Annotated in this window: 21 protein-coding genes and 2 pseudogenes; 15 read left to right on the top strand and 8 right to left on the bottom strand. The window is 38.3% G+C overall.

The genetic code is table 11. From position 1 onward, the window contains the following. Positions 1-51: 51 nt before the first annotated feature. Positions 52-216 (top strand): annotated as a pseudogene (locus tag HUU81_RS06870) (endonuclease III); the annotation flags it as partial. A gap of 10 nt (positions 217-226) precedes the next feature. Here the strand turns inward: HUU81_RS06870 and HUU81_RS06865 are convergent. Continuing rightward, positions 227-637, bottom strand: a complete 411-nt coding sequence (locus HUU81_RS06865; RefSeq protein ID WP_199611496.1) for an Lrp/AsnC family transcriptional regulator — start codon at positions 635-637, stop codon at positions 227-229. 132 nt (positions 638-769) lie between these two features. Between HUU81_RS06865 and HUU81_RS06860 the strand changes: the two genes are divergently transcribed. The 3 genes and pseudogenes from HUU81_RS06860 (at position 770) to HUU81_RS17605 (ending at position 1,837) form a co-directional block, all read left to right on the top strand. Next, positions 770-1,435, top strand: coding sequence for a glutathione S-transferase family protein (locus HUU81_RS06860; RefSeq protein WP_199611495.1), 666 nt, complete (start codon positions 770-772; stop codon positions 1,433-1,435). Between the two features lie 84 nt (positions 1,436-1,519). Further along, positions 1,520-1,686: pseudogene (locus HUU81_RS17420) on the top strand (endonuclease III); the annotation flags it as partial. Next, on the top strand, positions 1,625-1,837 hold the full coding sequence (locus tag HUU81_RS17605; protein WP_407644847.1) for a LytTR family transcriptional regulator DNA-binding domain-containing protein: 213 nt from the start codon (positions 1,625-1,627) through the stop codon (positions 1,835-1,837). The pseudogene HUU81_RS17420 and the gene HUU81_RS17605, both read left to right, overlap by 62 nt. A 90-nt stretch (positions 1,838-1,927) precedes the next feature. Here the strand turns inward: HUU81_RS17605 and HUU81_RS06850 are convergent, their stop codons facing one another. After that, positions 1,928-3,685, bottom strand: a complete 1,758-nt coding sequence (locus tag HUU81_RS06850) for a tetratricopeptide repeat-containing diguanylate cyclase (protein WP_199611493.1) — start codon at positions 3,683-3,685, stop codon at positions 1,928-1,930. 494 nt (positions 3,686-4,179) lie between these two features. On the opposite strand from HUU81_RS06850, the gene gloA reads away from it, so the two are divergent. Then, the gene (gene gloA, locus HUU81_RS06845) at positions 4,180-4,566 is read left to right on the top strand and encodes a lactoylglutathione lyase (protein WP_199611492.1); all 387 of its coding nucleotides are present in this window, start codon (positions 4,180-4,182) and stop codon (positions 4,564-4,566) included. Positions 4,567-4,710: 144 nt separating this feature from the next. On the opposite strand, the gene HUU81_RS06840 is transcribed toward gloA, so the two are convergent. Beyond that, the gene (locus HUU81_RS06840; RefSeq protein WP_199611491.1) at positions 4,711-6,078 is read right to left on the bottom strand and encodes a DEAD/DEAH box helicase; all 1,368 of its coding nucleotides are present in this window, start codon (positions 6,076-6,078) and stop codon (positions 4,711-4,713) included. A 296-nt stretch (positions 6,079-6,374) separates the two neighbouring features. Between HUU81_RS06840 and HUU81_RS06835 the strand changes: the two genes are divergently transcribed. The 6 genes from HUU81_RS06835 (at position 6,375) to HUU81_RS06810 (ending at position 14,617) form a co-directional block, all read left to right on the top strand. Further along, positions 6,375-8,318: an alpha/beta hydrolase family protein gene (locus HUU81_RS06835; RefSeq protein ID WP_199611490.1), complete on the top strand. Its 1,944-nt coding sequence runs from the start codon at positions 6,375-6,377 to the stop codon at positions 8,316-8,318. 427 nt (positions 8,319-8,745) lie between these two features. Continuing rightward, the gene (locus HUU81_RS06830; protein WP_199611489.1) at positions 8,746-8,928 is read left to right on the top strand and encodes a hypothetical protein; all 183 of its coding nucleotides are present in this window, start codon (positions 8,746-8,748) and stop codon (positions 8,926-8,928) included. 612 nt (positions 8,929-9,540) lie between these two features. Continuing rightward, positions 9,541-10,248, top strand: a complete 708-nt coding sequence (locus HUU81_RS06825; RefSeq protein WP_199611488.1) for a hypothetical protein — start codon at positions 9,541-9,543, stop codon at positions 10,246-10,248. An 87-nt stretch (positions 10,249-10,335) separates the two neighbouring features. Then, positions 10,336-11,709 carry a tetratricopeptide repeat protein gene (locus HUU81_RS06820; protein ID WP_199611487.1) on the top strand — a complete coding sequence of 458 codons (1,374 nt, stop codon included), beginning with the start codon at positions 10,336-10,338 and terminating at the stop codon, positions 11,707-11,709. A 210-nt stretch (positions 11,710-11,919) separates the two neighbouring features. After that, positions 11,920-12,399, top strand: a complete 480-nt coding sequence (locus HUU81_RS06815; protein WP_199611486.1) for a hypothetical protein — start codon at positions 11,920-11,922, stop codon at positions 12,397-12,399. Further along, positions 12,389-14,617, top strand: coding sequence for a hypothetical protein (locus tag HUU81_RS06810; RefSeq protein ID WP_199611485.1), 2,229 nt, complete (start codon positions 12,389-12,391; stop codon positions 14,615-14,617). Before HUU81_RS06815 ends, HUU81_RS06810 begins: the two co-directional genes overlap by 11 nt. Before the next feature lie 28 nt (positions 14,618-14,645). On the opposite strand, the gene HUU81_RS06805 is transcribed toward HUU81_RS06810, so the two are convergent. The 5 genes from HUU81_RS06805 to HUU81_RS06785 form a co-directional block, all read right to left on the bottom strand. Then, complete coding sequence (locus HUU81_RS06805; protein WP_199611484.1) at positions 14,646-15,089, bottom strand: hypothetical protein; 444 nt, start codon at positions 15,087-15,089, stop codon at positions 14,646-14,648. A gap of 93 nt (positions 15,090-15,182) precedes the next feature. Further along, a complete protein-coding gene (locus HUU81_RS06800; RefSeq protein WP_199611483.1) occupies positions 15,183-15,665 on the bottom strand; it encodes an acyl-CoA thioesterase in 483 nt (160 codons plus the stop codon). A 368-nt stretch (positions 15,666-16,033) separates the two neighbouring features. Further along, complete coding sequence (locus tag HUU81_RS06795) at positions 16,034-16,351, bottom strand: hypothetical protein (protein WP_199611482.1); 318 nt, start codon at positions 16,349-16,351, stop codon at positions 16,034-16,036. A 113-nt stretch (positions 16,352-16,464) separates the two neighbouring features. After that, positions 16,465-16,932, bottom strand: a complete 468-nt coding sequence (locus tag HUU81_RS06790) for a GNAT family N-acetyltransferase (protein ID WP_199611481.1) — start codon at positions 16,930-16,932, stop codon at positions 16,465-16,467. A gap of 94 nt (positions 16,933-17,026) precedes the next feature. Next, the gene (locus tag HUU81_RS06785; RefSeq protein ID WP_199611480.1) at positions 17,027-17,446 is read right to left on the bottom strand and encodes a hypothetical protein; all 420 of its coding nucleotides are present in this window, start codon (positions 17,444-17,446) and stop codon (positions 17,027-17,029) included. Between the two features lie 501 nt (positions 17,447-17,947). Between HUU81_RS06785 and hisG the strand changes: the two genes are divergently transcribed. The 4 genes from hisG to hisB are packed head-to-tail and all read left to right on the top strand — an operon-like array spanning position 17,948 to position 22,532. Beyond that, the gene (gene hisG / locus HUU81_RS06780) at positions 17,948-18,847 is read left to right on the top strand and encodes an ATP phosphoribosyltransferase (RefSeq protein WP_199611479.1); all 900 of its coding nucleotides are present in this window, start codon (positions 17,948-17,950) and stop codon (positions 18,845-18,847) included. A 3-nt stretch (positions 18,848-18,850) separates the two neighbouring features. Next, on the top strand, positions 18,851-20,209 hold the full coding sequence (hisD, locus tag HUU81_RS06775) for a histidinol dehydrogenase (RefSeq protein ID WP_199611478.1): 1,359 nt from the start codon (positions 18,851-18,853) through the stop codon (positions 20,207-20,209). After that, the gene (hisC, locus tag HUU81_RS06770; protein WP_199611477.1) at positions 20,210-21,385 is read left to right on the top strand and encodes a histidinol-phosphate transaminase; all 1,176 of its coding nucleotides are present in this window, start codon (positions 20,210-20,212) and stop codon (positions 21,383-21,385) included. It begins immediately after the preceding gene. Next, on the top strand, positions 21,378-22,532 hold the full coding sequence (gene hisB, locus HUU81_RS06765; protein WP_199611476.1) for a bifunctional histidinol-phosphatase/imidazoleglycerol-phosphate dehydratase HisB: 1,155 nt from the start codon (positions 21,378-21,380) through the stop codon (positions 22,530-22,532). Before hisC ends, hisB begins: the two co-directional genes overlap by 8 nt. Positions 22,533-22,564: the final 32 nt, after the last annotated feature.

Here is a 22,564-nt window from a genome sequence, read left to right as displayed (position 1 = left end):
TGACTGTAATTGGCACACATGAGCCGATCGAAATAGTTTATCTACTACTATCATACGGTAATTGTCTGGCCTACCATCGCCGTTGACACGCATATATACCGTGTATCTAACCGTACCAAGCTCGCTATGGGCAAAACCGTGGATGACGTTGAGTAAAAGCTACTTAAAGTCGTACCAAAAGAATTTAAGCTTGATGTACATCATTGGTTGATTCTATCACCTCTAATTAGGTGGCCAAATTTATTGTGCCACTACAGTTAGACATTAATAACCGACGAGTCAGACTGTCAAACTCACTCATATTTCTAACAACAATGATCAAGACAAAATCTACATCTCCAGCAGTGTAGTAAACCTGCTGCACTCTTTTTTCGTTATTAAGCATATCAATAAAGCCGTCTAGTGCGCGTTCCCCACCTTTTTCTAGACTCACATCGATAATTGCCGTCGTTAAGCCTTCTAGCTTGTCCCTATCAATTATCGCAACTTCTTTTTTGATAATCCCTTGGGCTTTTAGCTTTTTAATTCTGCGCTGGCAAGCAGACGGAGATAGCCCTACAAAGTCTCCCATCTTCTCTGTGCTCATTCGGCTGTTGATTTGCAGAATATTCAAAATCGAACGATCAAAATCATCCACGCTTATTTTCCTTTATAAATATATAAATTTCGCCCAACAAAGAGCGTTTGGGTAACGTTTTAGCAGCACTTTTAGGCAAAGACTAACATACAATAAGTACCCAATTAAATTGAGTTACACTAAGAGGTTAAAATGAATAGAGTTTTATATAGTGGTAATCGAAATGCATCTAGTTGGGCATTTCGCGCATGGCTCGCATTAAAAGAACAAAACATCGCTTTCAAAGAAATAATCATTGATATACGAAGACCACAACGATGGAAGAACTTAGCCGAAATAGGTGAATTTTCACCACCAGCAGCTGTGCCTGTGTTAAATGATGATGGATTTATTATATTTGACTCAAATGCCATCATGGAATACGCCAGCGAGCTAGGCGCTAATTCTTTGCTCCCTTTAGATATTAAGGCACGGGCGAAAGCAAGATCATTGGTTGCATGGCAGCACTCTACCTTTGGTCGTATATGTCCTTGTTTATATTTCGAAAGCGCATTTTATCCAGATAAAAAATCGTTATCTGCTGACGAAATTCAAGCAATAGAAAAAGTTTATTCTATTTGGGAGGATTCAATATCACAATTTAGCGGTGAATACTTGGTTGGCGATTATTCCTTAGCAGATATTATGTTTGTACCTTCTGTTATCAGGTTAACCTCTCACTTTCAGCCAGATGAACGTTGGCCAAATGTTCAACATTGGGTAAACATATTACTCGAACGCCCATTTATTAAAGAGTGGCTGGATGACGCTTATCAATTAGAACCCATTTATTTACCTGGCTACAGGAATGATCTATAACCTTCAGTACGGCTTTAAAGTTAGTGTTATAAGCCAATTTAATAAGCTTCTGGCTAGCCAACCATAGGAAAAATCGCTGACAACGTTATCCAAAAACTGCTAAAAGTTGTTCCATAAGCATTTAACCTTAATGTACATCACGGTTGACTATTCATAGGCGGTACACTTGTATTGTACGCTGGCCTAAATGTGGTGATTGTATTATTGAAAACTTGTGTGCTTTTAAAAATCGTCAAACAAATATTAATTAATACCAATCTCCAAACAATTGAAAAAGCGCTAAGTAAAAACAAACTAATACGATGTCATAAATCATATTTAGTAAAGCCGGATGGCAATTTTAATCCTAGCCGAAGAACATCAGCCGACTATTATCTCGCTCTAGATATGATCTCGCTCTAGAAGAACACCTAATTCCACTTGGCCGAAAATACCTGAAAGATATTCGGCGTCTTTTTAGCAAAAATAATAATGAGTAAGGCAGGTATTTAACTATAACTTTTTAGCCGGAACAACACGATTTCGGCCTTGCTCCTTCCCTTCATAAAGGCAAAGATCAGCAGTGTTGATCATGTCTTCAATTTTTACTCCTAGCTGATACTCACAAACCCCCATTGTTGCTGTAATACGAATTGTGTGCTCTTCATATTCAATTTGCATCGCTTCAATTAATCCGCGAAGTTTTTCAGCAACAATCATGGCGCTTGATTGAGTAGTACTTGCCAGTACTAATAAAAACTCTTCCCCGCCCCATCGGCCGAATAGATCGTTTTCTCGTATATTTTGCGTGATCAGATTCGCGATTCTTTTTAATACAATATCGCCGCCATTGTGTCCGTATTTATCGTTCACTTTTTTAAAGTGGTCAACATCAAAAATAATGATGGTAAAGGGTTGTCCATATCGGTTACAACGAGCAATCTCGGCGTTAATAGCATCAAATACGACTCGGCGATTGGGCAACTCTGTTAACGGATCGGTTGTTGACAAAATTTCCAACTTGCGATTTTTTTCTGTAATTTCATTTAGGAAACGTTGCTTGTCTTTGTTTCGACTTAACATCAGCACTAAGGTAATCAAGATGAAAACGCATACCGCACTAATAAGAATGAGTAGGTATTGGTCATTTTGTTTTTCTTTTTCAAGTAACTGGATGCGGCGCTCTTTGATGGCTGACTCATATTTCTCGTCCATTTCTTTAGCTAGTTTTTTCGCCTCTACACTTTCTAGCTCATTGATAATTTCATCTTGTTTAATATGGTATTCAAACGCAGTTTGATAATCATTTTTGTTGATGTGAAGGTTTGTAAGCTCTTCATAAATATTGCTTAATATTAGCTTGGAGTTATTTTCAATCGCCCGTTGTTTAGCGCTTTCAAGGTAGTTTAGCGCGCTATCATATTGCTTTAAAAGGCGATAAGCGTTACCCACATTAAGCAACCCAATCGTAATATTGTCTCTTGCATTTAAGCGCTCATAAATTGCGAGTGCCTGCTGAAGGCTTGAAAGCATATTTTCGTATTCTTGCTTATCTTCATAAATAACACCTATGTTGTTATAAACTGAAGCCATACCACTTTCGTTATTCGCTTCTTGATAGATATTCAGCGCTTCATCATAGTATGCAAGGGACTGATCCCATTGCTTTTTTTCTCTATTAATAATAGCTAGCGCAACCAATGAGCTAGCTCGACGACTGGTTAAGTGGTGCTCAAGACTCACTTGATAGCCTTTATTAAAGTATTTTTCAGCACTTTCAAGGTTGCTAAGCCGAAAGTATGCGATGCCTATTTCGTGGTAAAAGTCTCTAAGATGGTTAAACTGCTTGGTCGACTCTGCCTGATCTACACCTTTGAGACTGATCTCAATGACACGCTCATAAGCACCTTGTAAGCTATGTATTTCGGCGATTAAACGGTAGGTGTCTAAAATATGTATTTTGTTCTCTATCACCTCTTGAAGTAGCATCGATTTTTCAGCATATTCCATTGCTTCTTCTAGCTTCCCTGTGCGCATTAAACCTTCAGCGATAATATTTAATAACAAAATCTTATCGCTGTCAGAGTCTGATTTCGCGGCATTAAGCGCCTTCGCTTTTCTTATCGCCTCTTCTGGATTTTTTTGTACTAGCTTTTTAACGTCACTAATTTTGTTTGTTAGCGCAGGTGATTCGGCATGCAGGTTAAGTACAATCAATTGAGACATAACACTGAGTAGGATCAGAATGGTTACAGGTGTTTTCTTTAACATATTTACGTGCACCTCTCCTTGATACGGTGATGCAAATTTAATCTATTTACAAAAGCATTTGTGATGCAATTAAGCAGTGAATAGCTAAAGTGTAACGGTTGTATTTAAATAACGTCTTGTATCAGACTAGTACAGATATACCGTATTGAGAACTTATTACTCTGTAGTTTGTTGACGTTGTTAAACTATTTAATTTTGAAGGACTAAATTTAAGAGGTGATATTTATGGTATGTTGAACTGAATTTGCCTTATTTTTATTAATATCCCCTTCTCACTTGAAGATACAGCGTTGATTACTTGCTAAATAACTACAAACTGCTTTTAAAACAAAAAACAACGTGTAAAGTATCTATATTCATCTCATTTAAATTTGCAGCGTTACAAGCTACGCGCTTTCACCTCAATCACTTAGTAATCTAAACGATGAGGGCTCAGTTACTTGTCGTCCAGCTGCAACTTAATAGAAAACAAAATCAATAATTAGGATTAAATAATGCGTATCTTACACACCATGTTACGGGTAGGAAATTTAGAACATTCAATTGAGTTTTACACAAACGTGCTTGGTATGCGATTACTTCGCCAATCTGATAATGAAGAGTACGAATATACCTTAGCGTTTTTAGGTTATGGTGATGAGAGTGAAGAAGCGGTAATCGAACTTACTTATAACTGGGGAAAATCAGAGTACGAGCACGGAACTGCATTTGGTCATATTGCAATTGAAGTGGATGATGCGTATCAAGCATGTGAAGAGATTAAGTCTCGAGGCGGTACAGTTAGCCGTGAAGCAGGACCTGTAAAAGGCGGAACAACCATTATTGCCTTTGTAAAAGATCCAGATGGTTATTCAATCGAACTGATTCAAGCCAAGTCATAATTGAATTACCAGCGATAATAGATGCGAGTACTAATAAATACGAGTTCTAACGCTAAACTCGTTGCTCTTTACAGTAAGTGATTTTAACTTAAGCTGATAAGATCAACGAGCCTATATTTAGCAATTCTTCATACTAATCAGATCTTAAGACTGGCTTGATGCAGGCTTATTGCTAGGACGCCTATTGCCAGTACGCGGTTTGCTATTACGGTTTGTTTTATTTGTACCTGCTTTCCTTGCGCCCGAACCAGCTTTATTTGATGCTCCTACTCTATCAGCAGGCTTCTTTTGACCATCAACATGCTCTACTCTTGGTTTCTTTGGCTTCTTAGGTTTTTTATTTTTTAATGGTCGAATCGGCCTCGACTCTGGTAATGCATTAACAGGAGAAAAACCATCAACTTCTTTTCTAGTTAAATGCTGTTGAATCAACTGTTCGATTGCTACCAGTTGCTTATGTTCATCAGCACAAACTAACGATATCGCATGGCCATTTGCACCAGCACGACCCGTTCTACCAATACGGTGCACATAGTCTTCTGGAACATGCGGTAGGTCGAAATTAATAACATGTGGCAACTGATCAATATCGATACCACGGGCAGCAATGTCTGTTGCAACCAACGCACGTACCTCACCCGCTTTAAACTCTGCCAATGCCTTTGTTCTTGCGCCTTGGCTCTTATTGCCATGTATCGCAGCTGCTGTAACAAAGTTGGCATCAAGGTATTTCGCAAGCCTATTCGCACCGTGCTTCGTTTTACTAAAAACTAATACCTGTTGCCATTTATTGTCATGAATTAATCGCGATAAAAGCGCAGACTTCTTATTTTTATCTACTGGGCATACCCAGTGCTCTACGGTTTTAGCCGTATTATTTGGCGGGGTCACTGAAATTTCGACAGGGCTGTTAACTAACCCTTTTGCTAGCGCCCTGATTTCTTCTGAAAACGTTGCTGAAAACAACAAGTTTTGACGTTTCTTAGGTAGTATCGCTAGAATTTTTTTAATATCGTGAATAAAGCCCATGTCCAACATACGGTCGGCTTCATCTAGTACCAACATTTCTAGCTGGCTAAATTTGATAGCATTTTGGCCGTATAAGTCGAGTAATCGGCCAGGCGTAGCTACTAGAATGTCTCGCCCTTTTCTGAGGCGTTGCATTTGTGGGTTAATTTTTACGCCGCCAAATACCACGTCAGACGTTATAGGTAAATGTTGCCCATACTGTTCAATGTTGTCGGCAATTTGCGCTGCTAATTCACGTGTTGGAGTAAGTATAAGTGCACGTATATGATTTGACTTTGCGCGCTGCCCTTTGGATAGCATTTCTAAAATGGGGAGTGTAAACCCTGCCGTTTTTCCCGTGCCTGTTTGTGCTGCGGCCATCACATCCTGACCACTTAATACAGCAGGAATAGCTTGTGCCTGAATTGGCGAAGGCTCTGCGTAACCTTTTTCTTCAATTGCTTGTAAAATTGGGGCAGATAACCCTAAAGAGGAAAAACTCATAGAATAAAATTCTCGCTAGACTAGAAAAAATGCGCCTTATGGCGGCGGCGCGGAGCATACATGATACCCAGCAACAGTGCAAATTTATGCGGAATTATTCTAATTGCTCACATTGGTAAAACGTACGCCAAATTAATATTCCTGCAAGGTGTATTCAACTCTTACCTCGCTATCGTCAAGCCTTACATTGAATGTGCATCAGCACCACACAGCAATTACCATTTGGGTTGCAATTATGCTAATTCCTAGTAAAATCCCGCTTCTTTTTTGTGCAGTTTAAAATTAAGGATGTAGTCATGCCAAGGAATTTACTCTTAGCTTGTTTATTAATTTTTTCAACTTTTCCAATTTGGGCTAAAACTCAAAATTGGGAACACCTTTTCGATTATCCAACTTATCAAGATGCAAAATTATCACCTGACGGCAGCAAGCTTGCTGTAGCAGTAATGAGCCAAGGTAAAAGAAGCCTTGCATTTCTTGACGCTAAAACATTTAAAATGCTTGGCGGTGCCAAACTAGGTGGTAAAAATGAAGTAGGTGCCTATGCATGGGTTAATAACGAACGTGTTGTTATTAAAGTCACGCAAAAAGAGCCGTGGTTAAAAGAAGCGCAATATTACGGTGAATTATTTGCTGTTAACTATGATGGTAAGAAATCTGACATGATTTTTGGCTATCGCTCTGGAGAAATGCAAACAGGTTCTAAGTTAAAAAAGAAGAAGGCTATTGCTGGATGGGCTGACATTGTTGATTACTTACCTGAAGATGAAAAGCATATTTTAATTAGCTCTACCCCTTGGAGCGGCAGTGGCGATAGACTTGCTACACTCTATAAATTAAATGTTTATACTGGTGTTATCGCTAAAAGAGTGGCTAGTTCACCTATCAGCTATGCAAGTTTTATTACTGATGAGTCTGGCAAATTAAAGCTGGCTACTGGCATTGATAAAAACAACGAGCAGCAAGTGTTTATTAAGAAGGACTCAAACTGGAGCCGCATTCCAACATCTAAATTTGGCTCTGAGTTTTACCCTCTAACTATTGATGAGTCGGGTGATAACCTTTATACACTTGATAACTTTGAGCAAGATTTATTAGGTTTATTTAAACTTAATTTAAAATCTGGTGAATATAAGCATGTTTACACTGACCCTAAAGTAGATGTCACAAACGCTTTAAGTACGACAGACGGCAGAAGTATTTACGCGCTAAGAACCGATGAAGGTTTTCCAGCTTATACTTTATTAGGAAAAAAACACGAAGAGGCCGTAGTTTACAAAAATCTTCTGGGTACCTTTCCTGGACAAGAAGTCAGTATCAGAAGCCGAACAGACGACGGTACAAAATACATTGTAAGAGTATCTTCAGATATCGAAGCGGGAATGTTTTATATTTACGATAAAAAAGCGAATAAATTAAACTATTTATTCAAATATTACCCTACTTTAGATGCCAAACAACTAGCAATTACAGATCCAATTTCATACAAAGCAACAGATGATAAACTTATCCGTGGTTATTTCACTCAAGCTAAAAACACCAAAAAAGGTGACATCGCACCATTAGTCGTGCTTGTGCATGGTGGTCCACACGCTAGAGATTACTGGGATTATTCATCTGAAACTCAATATCTAGCGTTGAACGGCTATTCAGTGCTACAGGTTAATTTCCGTGGTTCTACAGGCTATGGTAGATCACACAAAGAAGCTGGTTACCTAAACTGGGGATCAACCATTCAGCAAGATATATATGACGGCTTACAATGGGCAATTAAATCTGGAAAAGCTCAGAAAGAAAGTGTTTGTATCATGGGCGCTAGCTTTGGCGGATATTCTGCTATTCAGAATATTATCAACTACCCTGATGCCTACCAGTGCTCTGTAGCTAATGCTGGGGTATACGACCTAGCGTTAATGTATGAAGAAGGCGACATTAAGCAGAGTTCATCTGGTGAACGTTACTTAGAAATGACGATTGGTACTGATGAAAATCAATTAAAAGCCATGTCGCCGGTAAACAGCGTGAATAAAATCAAAGTACCCGTATTTTTAGCGCATGGTAAAAAAGACCGTCGTGTTCCATACGAGCATGCAAAACGCCTAAGAAAAGCGTTTGATAAGTCAGGCGTAGATTATACATGGTATGTTAAGTCGAAAGAGAGCCATGGTTTTTTTGACCCTGAAAACCAAAAGGATTACATGAAAAAAGTTGTTTCGTTTTTAGACAAACATTTGAAGTAATCTATTCTATCTTGCTAGTAAGCCCAAAGCGTGTTTTGGGCTTACTTAAACTACTTATTCAATTTTCCAAATATTCACTACTACCAAATCTTAACCTAGCCACTACGCCCTATTACTTTATTTTCCGCCATAAAAAGTTAAAACAAATAAACTTGTTTGTTGAATCATAATTACTAAACTTAATTTAAGGGACAGGTTTGTTACTCAATAATGACAACCAGAATGACACTTATCTCGATGCTGTTTAATACTGATACCGTAGAATGTGTTAACGCCCTTAATAAGGCAAACGCCATTATTACTTAGTTTGATTGCTTCGTGCATTACTAGTAATCAAGTTGATATTTATGCGAACAGCAGGTTTTACAAAAACCGTTGCTGTACCCGATTGGACCAAAATTAAACGTTTAATGTTAGAGGTGGCCCTATGAGTAGTGTGTATTTATACAATCAAAAAATTGATTACGATGTTGCTGAACGCAGAATGGATGAAGATATATACCAAGACTTGTATGACGAACTCGGCTCAGTTTCTGAACAAACATTTTTGGATGAGTACGTTAAAGAGCATGAAAAGAAACATCATGAAAAATTCATGATTAAATATTAGGATATTGCAAACGCAGTAAATATAGATAGCAGCGTGCACATTGATTCATAGTCCACGCTGCTTTTTTATTTGTTCTCGCCTTATCTAAGTACATTTAAAAATTATCCCCCATGCTGCTTTTAATCATTCCCCGCCTTCTTTGTCAGGAAATTTAACATATCAAAGTGAGTTTCAATTAGGTAACCTATTTAATATCATATATTTTTACCTTATAGTGAAACAGTACGTTTCATTATATTAATAAATGTTGCTTATTGGCCTGCCTTGATTGTTTTTTGTTCATTAATTTTACAGCTTACCTACAAATCAAATAAAAACCTTCACTCACTGCTACGTCTAGCTCACTGAAAATGTTAAAAGGCTGCACTGCATAGCATTTTTATCGTATTGATTTTTATATAGTAAAAAATCATTAGCTCATATATTTGCCCTTCTCTCTTCTACTAACACTCAGAATTGTTTATTAAATAATCAAACAGGTATGAAGAATGCATTAAGAGGCTGTCTGGCAGATACGTTATAAAACGTAAAATGTGTCGTGGAGCTGTAATAACGCTGATGGCAGATGCACCTTTCTATAAAAAATATTATTTACTATGAAAAGGAATCAAAATGCTTACGATAAAAAGGTTATTATTTGTTTTAGTTTTACTTGTCACTTCTATAAACATTGCTTGGGCGTGTGGACACCCTCCACCACCTCCAACTCCTACATCCCCCCCACCAAAAGTTTGGATGATTGATCATGGCATTGATCCTATTACCAATATGAGCAGTATGTGGTTTGGTGTGGAAATAGATCCAATATTATTCCCTATATCATCACCGACGTTATGCACCTGCGCAATTGGTCTTGGAGGACTAGGCTTACCTACTATCCCATCACTAAATGTTACAAGTGCCATGATTGCTGTAACGAATATGGTAACCAAAACGGTAGGTCCACCAGTTCCAGGTTTTGAATTTACACCTGACGGCGCGATAACAGCTGACGCCGAAGCGAATGCGATATTACCAGGCCAACAATGGTCAGGTTTATCAACTACTGTCAATCCTCCTGTTATACAGCCAATTTTAGGGCCTAATGAGGTATTAAAGCTGTGGTTTGATATTCAAGTCGATCCTGCTGATATCTTAACGCTTCGACAAGCCACTACAGGTACACTGTTAGGCTTTAGCATTGGAGGCTCCCCTAACGATCCACAACATGCGCCTGAACAATTCTTGGGCTTTAAGGTGCCCACTCCCGGCTCAGTATTCCTACTAGGGCTAGGTGGTGTAATGATGTTTTTATCGCGCTATAAAAAGCTGACAGCATAACCATTAAGGAAATTAAATTGCGGTACGCACATATGTTTGCATGCCGCATTTTATTGTTACATTCAAAATGCAATGAGGATTATGTTAATGAATAAAAACATGCGCGCACTACTTTTAATAAGTTTCCTTTGTATATTCATTCCGGTATTACCAACCCACGCTACTGAAATTAAAGCAAAGCCAAACGGTTTAGACCAACTTGATAACTTGAATTTGCTCGAGCAACTAACCCCCGAGTTACACTCATCAAAGAGCAGCGTTAACGATCAACTGTTGAATATTAGCCAAACTATTGCCAATCAGAACTATCAAAAAGCAATTAAAGAACTTAATCAGTTTCAAAAACGTTATCCTGACAATCATTTAGCATGTTACTTAAACACCCTTGCTCATGTAGGCCTTTCTCAATGGAAAAAAGCAGAAGCGAACGTTAATCAATGTATTAAAATAAATAAATCATGGCCTGTTTTGTATACGCTAAAAGGCGCTATTTTATCAACGCTGAAAAACTACCCACAGGCATTACAGCAATATAATTACGCCATTTTTTTAGAACAACAAAATCCTGGCCCTTACCTTCAGCGTGCAAAATTTTATTACTTTAATCACGAGCACGTTGAAAATGCAGCTTATAGAGCACTTAATGACATAAAAACCTATCACTCGCTAAATGGTGATGCGCGCCAAAGTGCAGGATTGCTAGGGCTAACTTACTTACGTTTGGGAAAAGCAAAACTTGCAAAGTCAGCACTGCTTGAGGCCATTAAGTACCAACCGAATAATTTTCAATTAATAGCGCAGTTAGTTCAAATCCTTATTGATGACGAAGACTTTTTCCGTGCGAGCACGCTTCTTCGTGGCTCACATAAACAACTTACTGATAACGACGATGTTAAGCGCAGTCAGCTATATTTGCTACAAGCCAAAGTGGCAAAGGCACAAAATAAAACAGCGCAAGCAGAAACGTTTTTTACTTCTTCATTACTCGCCAACCCTAATAACATGGAAGCTAGAAAAACATACATGTATTTTCTAGATCAACAAGAGCGATTACAGGAAGCCATTCCGCTTGCTAAAGAAGGGCTAGAAATAAGTCCGAATGATAAATACCTTACCGCTTATTTAGCATGGGCATTGACGGATGGAGGTGAAGATCTTATTCAAGCCAGTATATGGCTTAAAAAAGCTAAGCAACTAGACCCTACCAATGTATTTTTATCCGATACGGAAGCATGGTTGAATGTACAAAAACAGAATTATAAACAAGCGTTAAAATCAATTCAGCCAAGCTTGAAATACGCAAACACGGTGCCAGAGATTGCTTATCACGCTAGCGTGATTAATCATAAGCTTGGTAATAAAAAGCAAGCAATCGAGTTTATTAAACTAGCATTAAAAGCTGACCATTCATTTAATGGCAGAACCGAAGCTGAGAAGTTGGCAATCTCTATTACGCAATAATCCCCTAAGCCACGTATGGCGTGTTAATTCGTGGCTGTTAATCCATTTCATTACAAAATGAATGCAGAAATACAACGTTGTTTTCGTTAGTTAGCTGGGAAAAGGAATTAGTCCCTCATATGGCGAATTAATAGGCATTAGCTATACTCATAAGAAGAATAAACTCAGGACAACAAGCAGCGCTCACCGCTTTGGTATTGCGTGTAAGTAATGATGAATGAAATTTTAAACGGACTTGAAAAGTTTTACATTTATGAAATTTTGTTGCTCGTTGCTATTTACGCGCTTTTCAAAACAACCTTTCCAAAAATTATTGAAGTTTGGTTCACCAAAGAAAGAGAGTTTCGCGATAAATACTTACATGCGCAGTATACAGAAGAAAAGCGGATCTACACTGAGCTATGGGCCATCGTAAGCAAAATCAATCTCGACGAGGATGAGGAGCTAGATACAACCTTTCAGCATATTAAAGACTTAGTAGGATTTAAGCATCAACATGCCCCTTTTCTTCACATTTCAGTGAGTAAAGCATTGGGCAACGTCATCGAGAAAATGGAGAACTCTACTATCACTACTGCTGAAGATAACGACTGCAAGAACAAGGAATTACATCCTCATCGCCAGTTCGAGATAAGCCGCAAGCAGTTAATTAACGCGATTAATAAAAGGATTTTTAAATATGACCACTAACCCAAACAAAGTAGCCCATAACGAGTTACACATTTCAGAAACACATACAACTAATGAACCGCCTACTTCCGAAGACGTATTTAATTTTATTAGTCAAACCAATAGCTGCTTAGACGAATTATTTACCGACAGCCCATATAAGCACCCTCTCGACATTCTATATATTAAAGAACGTATTTGTGGCAGTCATAACATTCAAAATGCTGAAGACTTTTTTGTTCATACGCGAGCGTCTCATATCTCACGCTTTTTAAGCGAAATTAAGCGCTACTTACTGAATATTCCGTTCAAACCAGGAGAAAGCTACTTTTTAAATGACGTGTATGTCGACGGCGAATCCGATACCAGTAACATTGAAAAAATCAGTAACGCCGCCTATTCGGCATATACCTACAATCGCCCATCCATCGTATTAGGCGAGCGAGGCTCGGGCAAAACAGCTTCCCTACTGGTTTACCTATATCGAAATTACACGCAGCTTATTAACGAAAAAGTGATTTGGTTACGTACTGACATTCACCAACTATACGACGCTTGGTTACAAGCTGCATCAAAGGAAGAGAACTTAATTACCCTTTCAGAATACTTGGAGCTCTTTCTTGCTTATGTATTTTGTAAATACAAAGATGATGATAGTCGTGCCGATATACATTCAGTGATGACAACCATAGCGTCAAATCCAGATTTAAAAATGCATATCATCAAAAAAGCCACGCATGTTCACAAAACAGAAGTAAACTTAAGCGATGAAATCAATCAATTAAGCAGCAATATTTCAGCGTTTGAAAATAAAGATAAAAACCGTAACTATTTAATTAATGAGTGGGTTAAAAATGCCCAGAACAAGAACAACGAGCTTCAACGCCAATTTAAAAATGCTAAAAATATTGCAAAAGCAATTCAGGATCAGTTATTTAAACAAGGCTACCAAGTGCTATTCTTTGTCGACGGATGTGACAACGTTGATGTAACAAAAAACTATGGTGTTCAGCTTTACAATAAATTCTTAGTCGAGTTATTACCACTGTGCTTTAAAAAACCTCAACAAGGTATTAACCATATCGTATTTATGCGCCCCAAAACCCTTGGCGACATACGATCGCTGCATTCAATGAACAATCAAGGTCATGATGACATTACGCCTTTTTCTGTAGAATTAACACCTACATGTTGCGACGAAATATCTAAACAGCGTTTTAGCTTTATTCTAAATGAGTCATTGTCACAACACGACGAGCCCAAATACCGCCCGGTTTCCACAGCAATTAATAAACTGCTGTGCGAATTAAAAGATAGCCGTTTATCTTTGCATACACGACTTTCAATAAATCACAATATTAGAGACTACCTGCATAATCGTTTGTCACTTATTGTGATTTTGAGTTATGTGGCAAGAATAGAAAAGTCAGGGCAATGCCAATTAACTCAGCAACAAGAAATTAAACTGCGCGTAAATACAAATAGCTGGAGTGACCGTAATAAGTTTTTAAATGGCAAGTTATATTTAAATAGTAAAATGGATGGTATTGAAACCAGCACACCAGGCTGTATTTATTTTAATCCCTTTTCTAGCCCCCCAACCTATGCCAAATGGAACGGGCTGATGTATCTTCGCCTTTATCAAACGATAAAACGACTTAACACAGCCATCCAAGAACATTTAGTGTGCTACATTACAACCTTGTTTGGATACGATAAAAAACTCGTCGATAACGCAATTGAAATATGTGAAACATTTGGATTGGTTGATATTCACCACGAAGAGTACAGCACTTCAAGCTTTAGAAGAGAAATAAAGCTAAATGACAAGTTTGATTATTTTATTGAACTCACATTTAAAGATGCTGACATTCTATACTACCTAGCGCTTGATACTTACCTACCAGAAAAAATCTACCGAGAAGATACATTTACTTCCCATATTAATAAAATGGAACAAAAATCTTATTACAATGACGTAATGCCACTTACCACGTTAGCATTCATCCGATTTCTGGTTATACAAGACCGCTTGGAAAAAGAAGGGCTAGAACAAAAGCTTTCAACGTTATTAGAAAAAAATAAGAACTTAAGCTTAGATATGTCAGATTTCAACATGCCGCTACTGCAACAGCAAAGCTACATACACTTTATAAAGCGAATACTTCACGCTAACAGCAATGCAAGCCCGCAAGCGCAAGAAAAATTTAAGCAGCTATTTGAAATGAAGCCAGAATAAACGATGGGGGCACGCAAACATTTAGCAATTAAACCCAAACATCAAGTTGATGGTCATCATCATCACTTTGAATAAGATCTTCGCCAGGTTCAGCTGGTTGTTTGTCATAAACTAGATTGTCTGAAGGTGCTGCGGTTTCTACTGTATTTTTATCTTTTGGCGCATGATCTTTTGGCGTTTTTTGTTTTAAGGTTGTTGTCGCTTCTTCTGATAGCTCCACCTCATCTTTATCGTCCAGTGTTTCAAGATGATTTGTAGGGGCAAAGTCGACTTCCGAATGGTCGTTTTCACCTTGCTTATTTTGTTGGTTTTTATGTTGGCTGCTTTCACCAAAGGCGTCCTTTGGTAACACTTTCTCATTGTCTTCTAATCTTCGTGTACGCGGATCTTTTTCTAACCGACGAATTTGCAGTTCATTACGAGATAATTCATTACGATTTGTCTTTGGCAAATACGGGATCATAATGTCCATAAGTTCGCCTCACCTCAAGTAGCATTTCACACATCACATAGTCTTAGACTAATTATCGGCAAAAACGTTGTAAATTTTAATTTTAGTACCGTTTTAGCCAACACTAGCGTTTTTTTCTTCCAGTCTTTCAGACACCGTTTTAATAACTTCTTCAGGGGGAATAACGCCAGATTTACTTAATACACAGCCCAGTGAAATGCCTTCTGCAACTACTCTGTCTTTTACCCAAAAGGTGTGCTGCATTCTAAATTTTTTTTCATCCCACTCTACAATTTCCATGGTAACTGTGTATTTTTGAAATAACTTTAACGGTTTTTTGTATTTCATCGTATGCTCAGCAACAACTGGAATCCAACCTTTTTTATACATGGTTTTTGCTAACCCAGTTCGAATAAACATATCAACTCTTGATAAATCACAAATAGTTAAATAGCGACCATTATTCATATGCATGTTGATATCTAAATCATTGGGCAAAACACGCATATCTAAGCTATTTTTTGGTTTAATCACTGGAAGCCTAGGCTTAAAAAATGAAGCGATTAATAAATGTATCATTCTAAAAATTAAGTTCATTGAATATTCCAAAACGTAACATGCGTTATTACTAAAGCGCTAAATACAGCAATGCGCTAACTCTAAGTAATAACCCACTAATGACTTGAATTAATGGTATTTATCTTACAATAGTTTAACGAAAGTCATAATAACCCATTTAGATGAAGGCATCATGATAATGCCCTTGCCAGTCAGATTGGTACTTTTTTTACTTAACAGTTCGAGCAAATAGCTAATAAATATTCAAAATAATTAACCTGCTGATATTTACTTGCAGAAGATGCGCAGAATAAACGAGCTGCTTTAACTAAAAGGAGGCTTTCAACCATTCACTCTTTCATTCACTAAAAAAAGCATCAGCTAGAGGTGTTCGTGATTATTACTTTTTATTGCTTACTATTTTCTTTATCATTTTTAGTGTTGATAAGCTCAACTAATGCATCTATACGTTTATGGATCGCCCTGTCAGTATTGCTTCCACTGAACATATAGATAACTAACATTAAAAGTATCAGCTTAGGCTCTAATAAAATTGAATCTTCCTGAACGTAAAGCTGTACTAATATTACAGCAACGGCTATTAATATCGCATTTACTACCCATCCATATTTGCTAGGTTTTAACGACTCAATTTCTAATAATAACTTCTCGCGCTTGTCTTCTTGGTAAGCATCCATTAATTCTTTTGCTTTATCATTACTCATACATAAATCCCTAATCCAACTTAAATTCGCGCGCTATGATACTAGCTCGGGTAAACGCTTTCTAACAAAAAAGTGCCTGATAGGTATTTTTTACCCGGCAAACTCAACGTTACTTAAAGATCTTTCTCCATTTCAAGTCGCTCGAATGAAAAATCTCCAATATTGACAACTTCCTTTTTTATGATGCTAAACCCTTTTCTTGAAAAAGCTGGCTCTGCCATTAGACTTGCATGAACCCATAATCTATTTTGCTTAAGTTTATGAGCATGGCTTTCTACAGCCTTTAAAAGCTTACCAAAAACGCCTGTGCCCTGTGCGGCAGGACGAATAAAAACAAAGTCGATATAACCATTATTATCTAAACTCATAAACCCTAAAACCTGATTATTCGATTCAGCAATATAAATATATTGAGAGTTTAATCGTTGCTCCCACTCACTCCCCGAGCGGCGCTTGGGTACCCAGGCTTTCCTGTGTTCTTCGGAATATTGGCTTTTGCCATTTCTAACAGCGTCGTACATCACGTCAGCAATCGCACTGCTGTCTTCTGGAGTCGCTAAACGAATTGTTGTGTTACTCATTTCATACATCCATATTTTAAATATGTTCACGTTTAGTTAAGAAATGTGGTGATAGACTAAAACCAGTTGCTAATCAGGAATAGCTTAAAAGGTATCAGGCTAGTATTCGCTTACAACTAAAAAACAATCCAACTAAATAAACACCTAAAATAATATCGATAATACCGCAAAATTCTGGCCACCAAATAGGCGTGCCAGCATTAAAAAATAATGCGTTATGAATTACATCGTATAAGCCATGGGCAATAAAACCCGCTGATAATAAAAGCATTTTATTTTTTGTGCTCATGCGCAATGATAACGCTGCCACAAAAAAGAACAATAACCCAATCATCATTTCTAAAAATAATGCCCGTTGATCATTTCCATAAATTGCAAACACGAAATAATAAAGCGGAAAGGTAAATAAAAGTGCTGGGTAAGCTTTAGCACTAAATTCTATTTTTTGGGTATTAAAATAGAAAATAATGCAAACAGCGATTAAAAGTCCTATACATAAAGCTAAAATATTCATCGTTTCCTTACATGATGCCTATTAGCATGGTTGTTTAATGCATGCCAAAAACGATCACTTCATTTATATAAAAACTACGTAAAAAACGGAGGATTATTAATTTTCGATTATACAAGGTCTATACATGTATAGACAAGATTCTACCTTTTAAATATATATCTATCTGAAATTACTATAAATAAGTATTTGTGCATTAATCAGTATTACTTTAAGTTGTATAACATTGATTGAGCATGTGAAATTGCATGCCAGAAAACTTAAACCTGAAGAATTAAATAAACGAAGACTTACTCATTATGAATACACTGAACTGGCTACATCACCACCATCATCATTTTCTTCATTAGCTTGCAGTGTACTTGCTGGAGGCTAACGCGTAGTTAACCTCTGGTGGCATTCATCTCACGCCCTTGAAAGGTTAACTTTCAGGGGCTTTTTTTTGCCCCTGATAATGATTCAAATTTTAAATTAATAATATCAAACATTTACAAAGGAAATCACATGACTGGTTCTACTAGGCTTAGGATTGCTATCCAAAAATCAGGCCGCTTAAGCGACGAGTGTATTAATGTGCTAAAAGCAGCAGGCGTTAAACTGCAAATACGTGATCGCTTATTGATGGCACACTCTACCAACGAAGAAATTGACTTATTACGCGTACGTGACGACGACATTCCTGGTTTAGTGATGGATGGTGTCGTTGATCTTGGTTTTATCGGTGAGAACGAGCTTGAAGAAAAAATGCTTGAACGCCAAGCCTGTAAAGAGCCTTGTGAATACGAGGTGCTTAAACGACTAGACTTTGGTGCTTGTCGCCTTTCTATCGCTGTTCCTAATGAGTTTAATTATACAAGCTTAGCCTCACTTAATGGCAAACGTATTGCGACTACATACCCACAATTACTAAAACGCTTTCTTAAGCAAAACAATGTCGACGCTCAAACCGTTATGCTTACGGGATCAGTTGAAGTAGCTCCCAAAGCGGGTGTTGCGGATGCAATTTGTGACTTAGTGTCTACCGGTTCAACCCTTGACGCTAACGGCCTAAACGAAGTTGAAGTGATTTTTCAATCCAAAGCCACCTTAATTCAACGTACAGGTTGCCTACCCGAAAACAAACAAACACTCCTTAATAAATTATTACCTCGTATTGACGGTGTGATGCAAGCTAAAGAAAGCAAATACATTATGCTACACGCCCCTATCAACCAGCTGAATAGCGTTAAGCAATTATTACCCGGAGCAGAAAACCCAACCGTATTGCCATTGGCAAATAATGATGAACGCGTAGCTGTGCACGTTGTAAGCACTGAAACACTATTCTGGACAACGATGGAGCAACTTAAAGCGGTAGGTTGCAGCTCTATTCTAGTGATGCCAATTGAAAAAATGATGGGGTAAGTCATGCTAGCTACTTCTCAACCGCGTTTTAACGCAACAGATTGGAATACGCTCACATCAAATGAGCAAATGGCCTTATTAGCTAGACCTGCTATGCCAGACGATAATGTACTGAGTATCAACGTAAAAAATATTATTAATACCGTGAAAGAAGATGGCGATATTGCACTACGCCGCTTTACGGAAAAGTTTGATGGCGTTCAGTTAACTAATATAAAAGTGCCTGAACACATTATTCAGCAAAGAGCTGATCTTGTAGATACAAATACCAAAAGCGCAATCGACTTTGCTTACGACCAAATATTTGCCTTTCATGTGGCACAAGTCGCTGACACGGTGAATGTTGAAAACATCAATGGAGTCAAATGCGAATTAAGAACTGCACCTATCCAATCAGTTGGTTTATACATTCCGGGAGGCTCTGCCCCACTCCCTTCAACCGTTTTAATGTTAGGGATCCCTGCTCAAATAGCAAAATGCCAACGCGTAGTACTCGTTACACCACCAAATGGTTTGGGCGACATTGCTCCAGAAATACTTTATGCAGCCAAAAAATGCGGCATTCGTGAAGTGTATTCATTAGGCGGTGCGCAAGCAATTGCCGCGCTGGCATATGGTACTGAATCGATTAATTCGGTTGATAAAATCTTTGGCCCCGGTAATCGGTACGTGACCGAAGCAAAACAACAAATATCGCAAGACCCTCAAGGTGCCGCAATTGATATGCCAGCAGGTCCTTCTGAATTAATGATTATTGCCGACGAAACTGCCAATGCTGACTTTGTGGCTGCTGATTTATTGTCACAGGCCGAACACGGCGCCGACTCCCAAGTAATGCTTGTTAGTACTAGCGCCACATTAATTAGCGCTACGCTTACAGCGCTTGAATTACAGCTCAGTCAACTGTCACGAGCAGCGATAGCAAAATGCGCACTTGAAAATAGCCGCTTTATTCTTGTAAACAATTTAGATGAAGCGATTTCAATTTGTAATCTATACGCACCCGAACACCTAATCATTCAAACTGAGGGAATTGAAGATATTACTAGCGATAAGTCAGCTAGCTTGCTTGAGCAAGTAAATAGTGCCGCGTCTGTTTTTGTAGGTGCGTACACGCCCGAAAGCGCTGGCGACTATGCAAGTGGCACCAACCATGTACTACCTACTTATGGCTATAGCAAAGTGCTAAGCAGTTTATCGCTGGTAGACTTTACACGTCGCTATACCGTTCAAACTATTACACCAAAAGGCCTACAACAGTTAGCCCCTAGCATTATGCGGTTGGCGAAAGCGGAAGGGCTATCTGCACATGAAAATGCCGTGGCTATTCGTTTAGCTAATATCAACGCGGAGGTAAAGTAAATGAGCGATTTTATAGATGCCATTACACGCCCTGATATTAGCGTATTAACGCCATACCAGTCTGCACAACGTGTTTTAGCGAATAACGAAACAACAAATAAAATTGTACCTTCTGCCAATTACGCGAGTGGGAACGCTAAGCCTGTTTGGTTAAATGCGAATGAACGCCCTTCAATTGATGGCGTTAATTCTGGCGAGCAAGAATTTAACCGCTACCCGTCATTTCAACCACAGCAGTTAATTGCAAACTATGCTACTTATGCTGGTGTAGGTGACGATCAAGTACTTGCTTGTCGTGGTGCTGATGAAGGTATTGAATTACTAATCCGTGCATTTTGCAGAACGTCGACCACACCTTCACAAGCAGATAGCATTATTATTAATCCGCCTACCTATGGCATGTACGAAATAAGTGCCAAAACCATTGGCGCACGGGTTATTAAAGTGCCTACATCCGCTCCCGAATTTCAATTGAATACTGAGCAACTAAAAAAGATCGCCAGCGCTAATAAGCTAAACGAAGAAGGTGTTGTTAAGTTAGTGTTTATATGTTCACCCAATAACCCTACTGGCAACCTTGTGTCGGCTGAACAAATTGAAAAAGTAGTAAACTTTTTCAAAGATTCAGCGTTAGTTGTTATTGATGAAGCGTATATAGAATACAGTTCAGCAAACACACAAGTTGGTCTTATTGATAAGTTTGATAATGTCGTCATCTTACGCACATTATCTAAAGCATTTGGATTAGCCGGACTCCGATGTGGATTTGTTCTCTCAAACAGTGCAGTAATTAATGTACTTAAAAAAGTGATTGCACCTTACCCGCTTGCCACTCCAGTTGCCGACATTGCGACTGAATCGCTAACAGAAAGCGGAATCAACAATATGTACTCGGAAGTAAACAATGCCAATCAAGCGAAATCTTCGCTATTTAGTACCTTATTTAGCCTATCCTTTACGGAAAAAGTATTCCCATCTAAAGGCAATTTCATTTTGGCTCAAGTAAAAAATGCTCCCTCGTTAATGGCTGCATTAATGAGCGACAATATTTTTATACGCGACCAATCTAAACAATATGGTTTACCTAACTGCGTTCGTTTCACTATTGGTTCAGAAAGCGAAATGCGCATACTCACCAACGCATTAATTCAATTCGAGAAGAAGAATAATGACTAATATTTCGCAACCTAGTTTATTAAATTTAAACAATGGATTTCTAAGTGCTTTACCTGTTGATGATATCGCTACTATTCCAGAGCAGTCTCGTATTTTGTTTATCGATCGCGATGGCACCTTGGTTAACGAACCCGCAATAGATAAACAATTAGACTCTTTAGAGAAGCTTGAGTTTGAACCTAATGTCATACCAGCATTACTTTCCCTGCAACGCGCGGGTTATTTACTCGTTATGGTTTCAAATCAAGACGGACTAGGAACAGAGCGCTTTTCACAAGCAAGCTTCGAGCTAGCACATAATAAAATGATGCAGCTGTTCACATCACAAGGGATCAACTTTATTGACACCTTAATTTGCCCACACTTCGAAGAAGAAAAATGCAGTTGTCGCAAACCGTTACTCGGCTTGGTGTCACACTACTTGCAACAAGGCAAAGTTAACTTTCGCGACTCTTACGTAATTGGTGACCGAGATACTGACGTTACACTTGCGCAAAACATGGGCATTGAAGGTATTAAGTACAATAGAAGTAGCACTAGTTGGCCCGCCATTGTTGAGCAACTCACTAATAGTAAAAGAGTTGCAAATATTACACGCAAAACATCGGAAACCGACATTAGCGTCACCGTTAATTTAGACTCGTCGAAACGTTCTGAAATTAATACTGGCCTAGGCTTTTTTGATCACATGTTAGATCAAATTGCGACACACGCAGGCTTCTACCTGCAATGCAATGTAGCTGGCGACTATCACATTGATGATCACCACAGTATTGAAGATACCGCACTTGCCTTGGGTCAAGCATTAAAAATGGCATTAGGAAATAAGCAAGGTATTCAGCGATTTGGCTTTGTATTGCCAATGGACGAGTGTAAAGCCGAATGTGTACTGGATTTATCTGGTCGCCCTTTTCTTAAGTTCGATGCAACCTTTGGACAAAGCACAGTAGGTGGCATGAATTGCGAAATGGTATCTCACTTTTTCCGCTCACTCACCGATGCGATGGCCATTACCATGCACTTAAGCACCTCAGAAGGCAATACACACCATCAAGTAGAAAGTTTATTTAAAGTATTTGGTCGTGCTCTACGACAAGCAATTGCAGTTAATGGCGATGCCTTACCAAGTTCCAAAGGCGCTTTATAAAAAAGTTAGTTTTATTAATAGGTTAGTAATTA

Source organism: Flocculibacter collagenilyticus, from assembly GCF_016469335.1.
Taxonomy (GTDB): Bacteria; Pseudomonadota; Gammaproteobacteria; order Enterobacterales; family Alteromonadaceae; genus Flocculibacter; species Flocculibacter collagenilyticus.
This window is presented reverse-complemented; position numbering and strand designations above follow the sequence as displayed.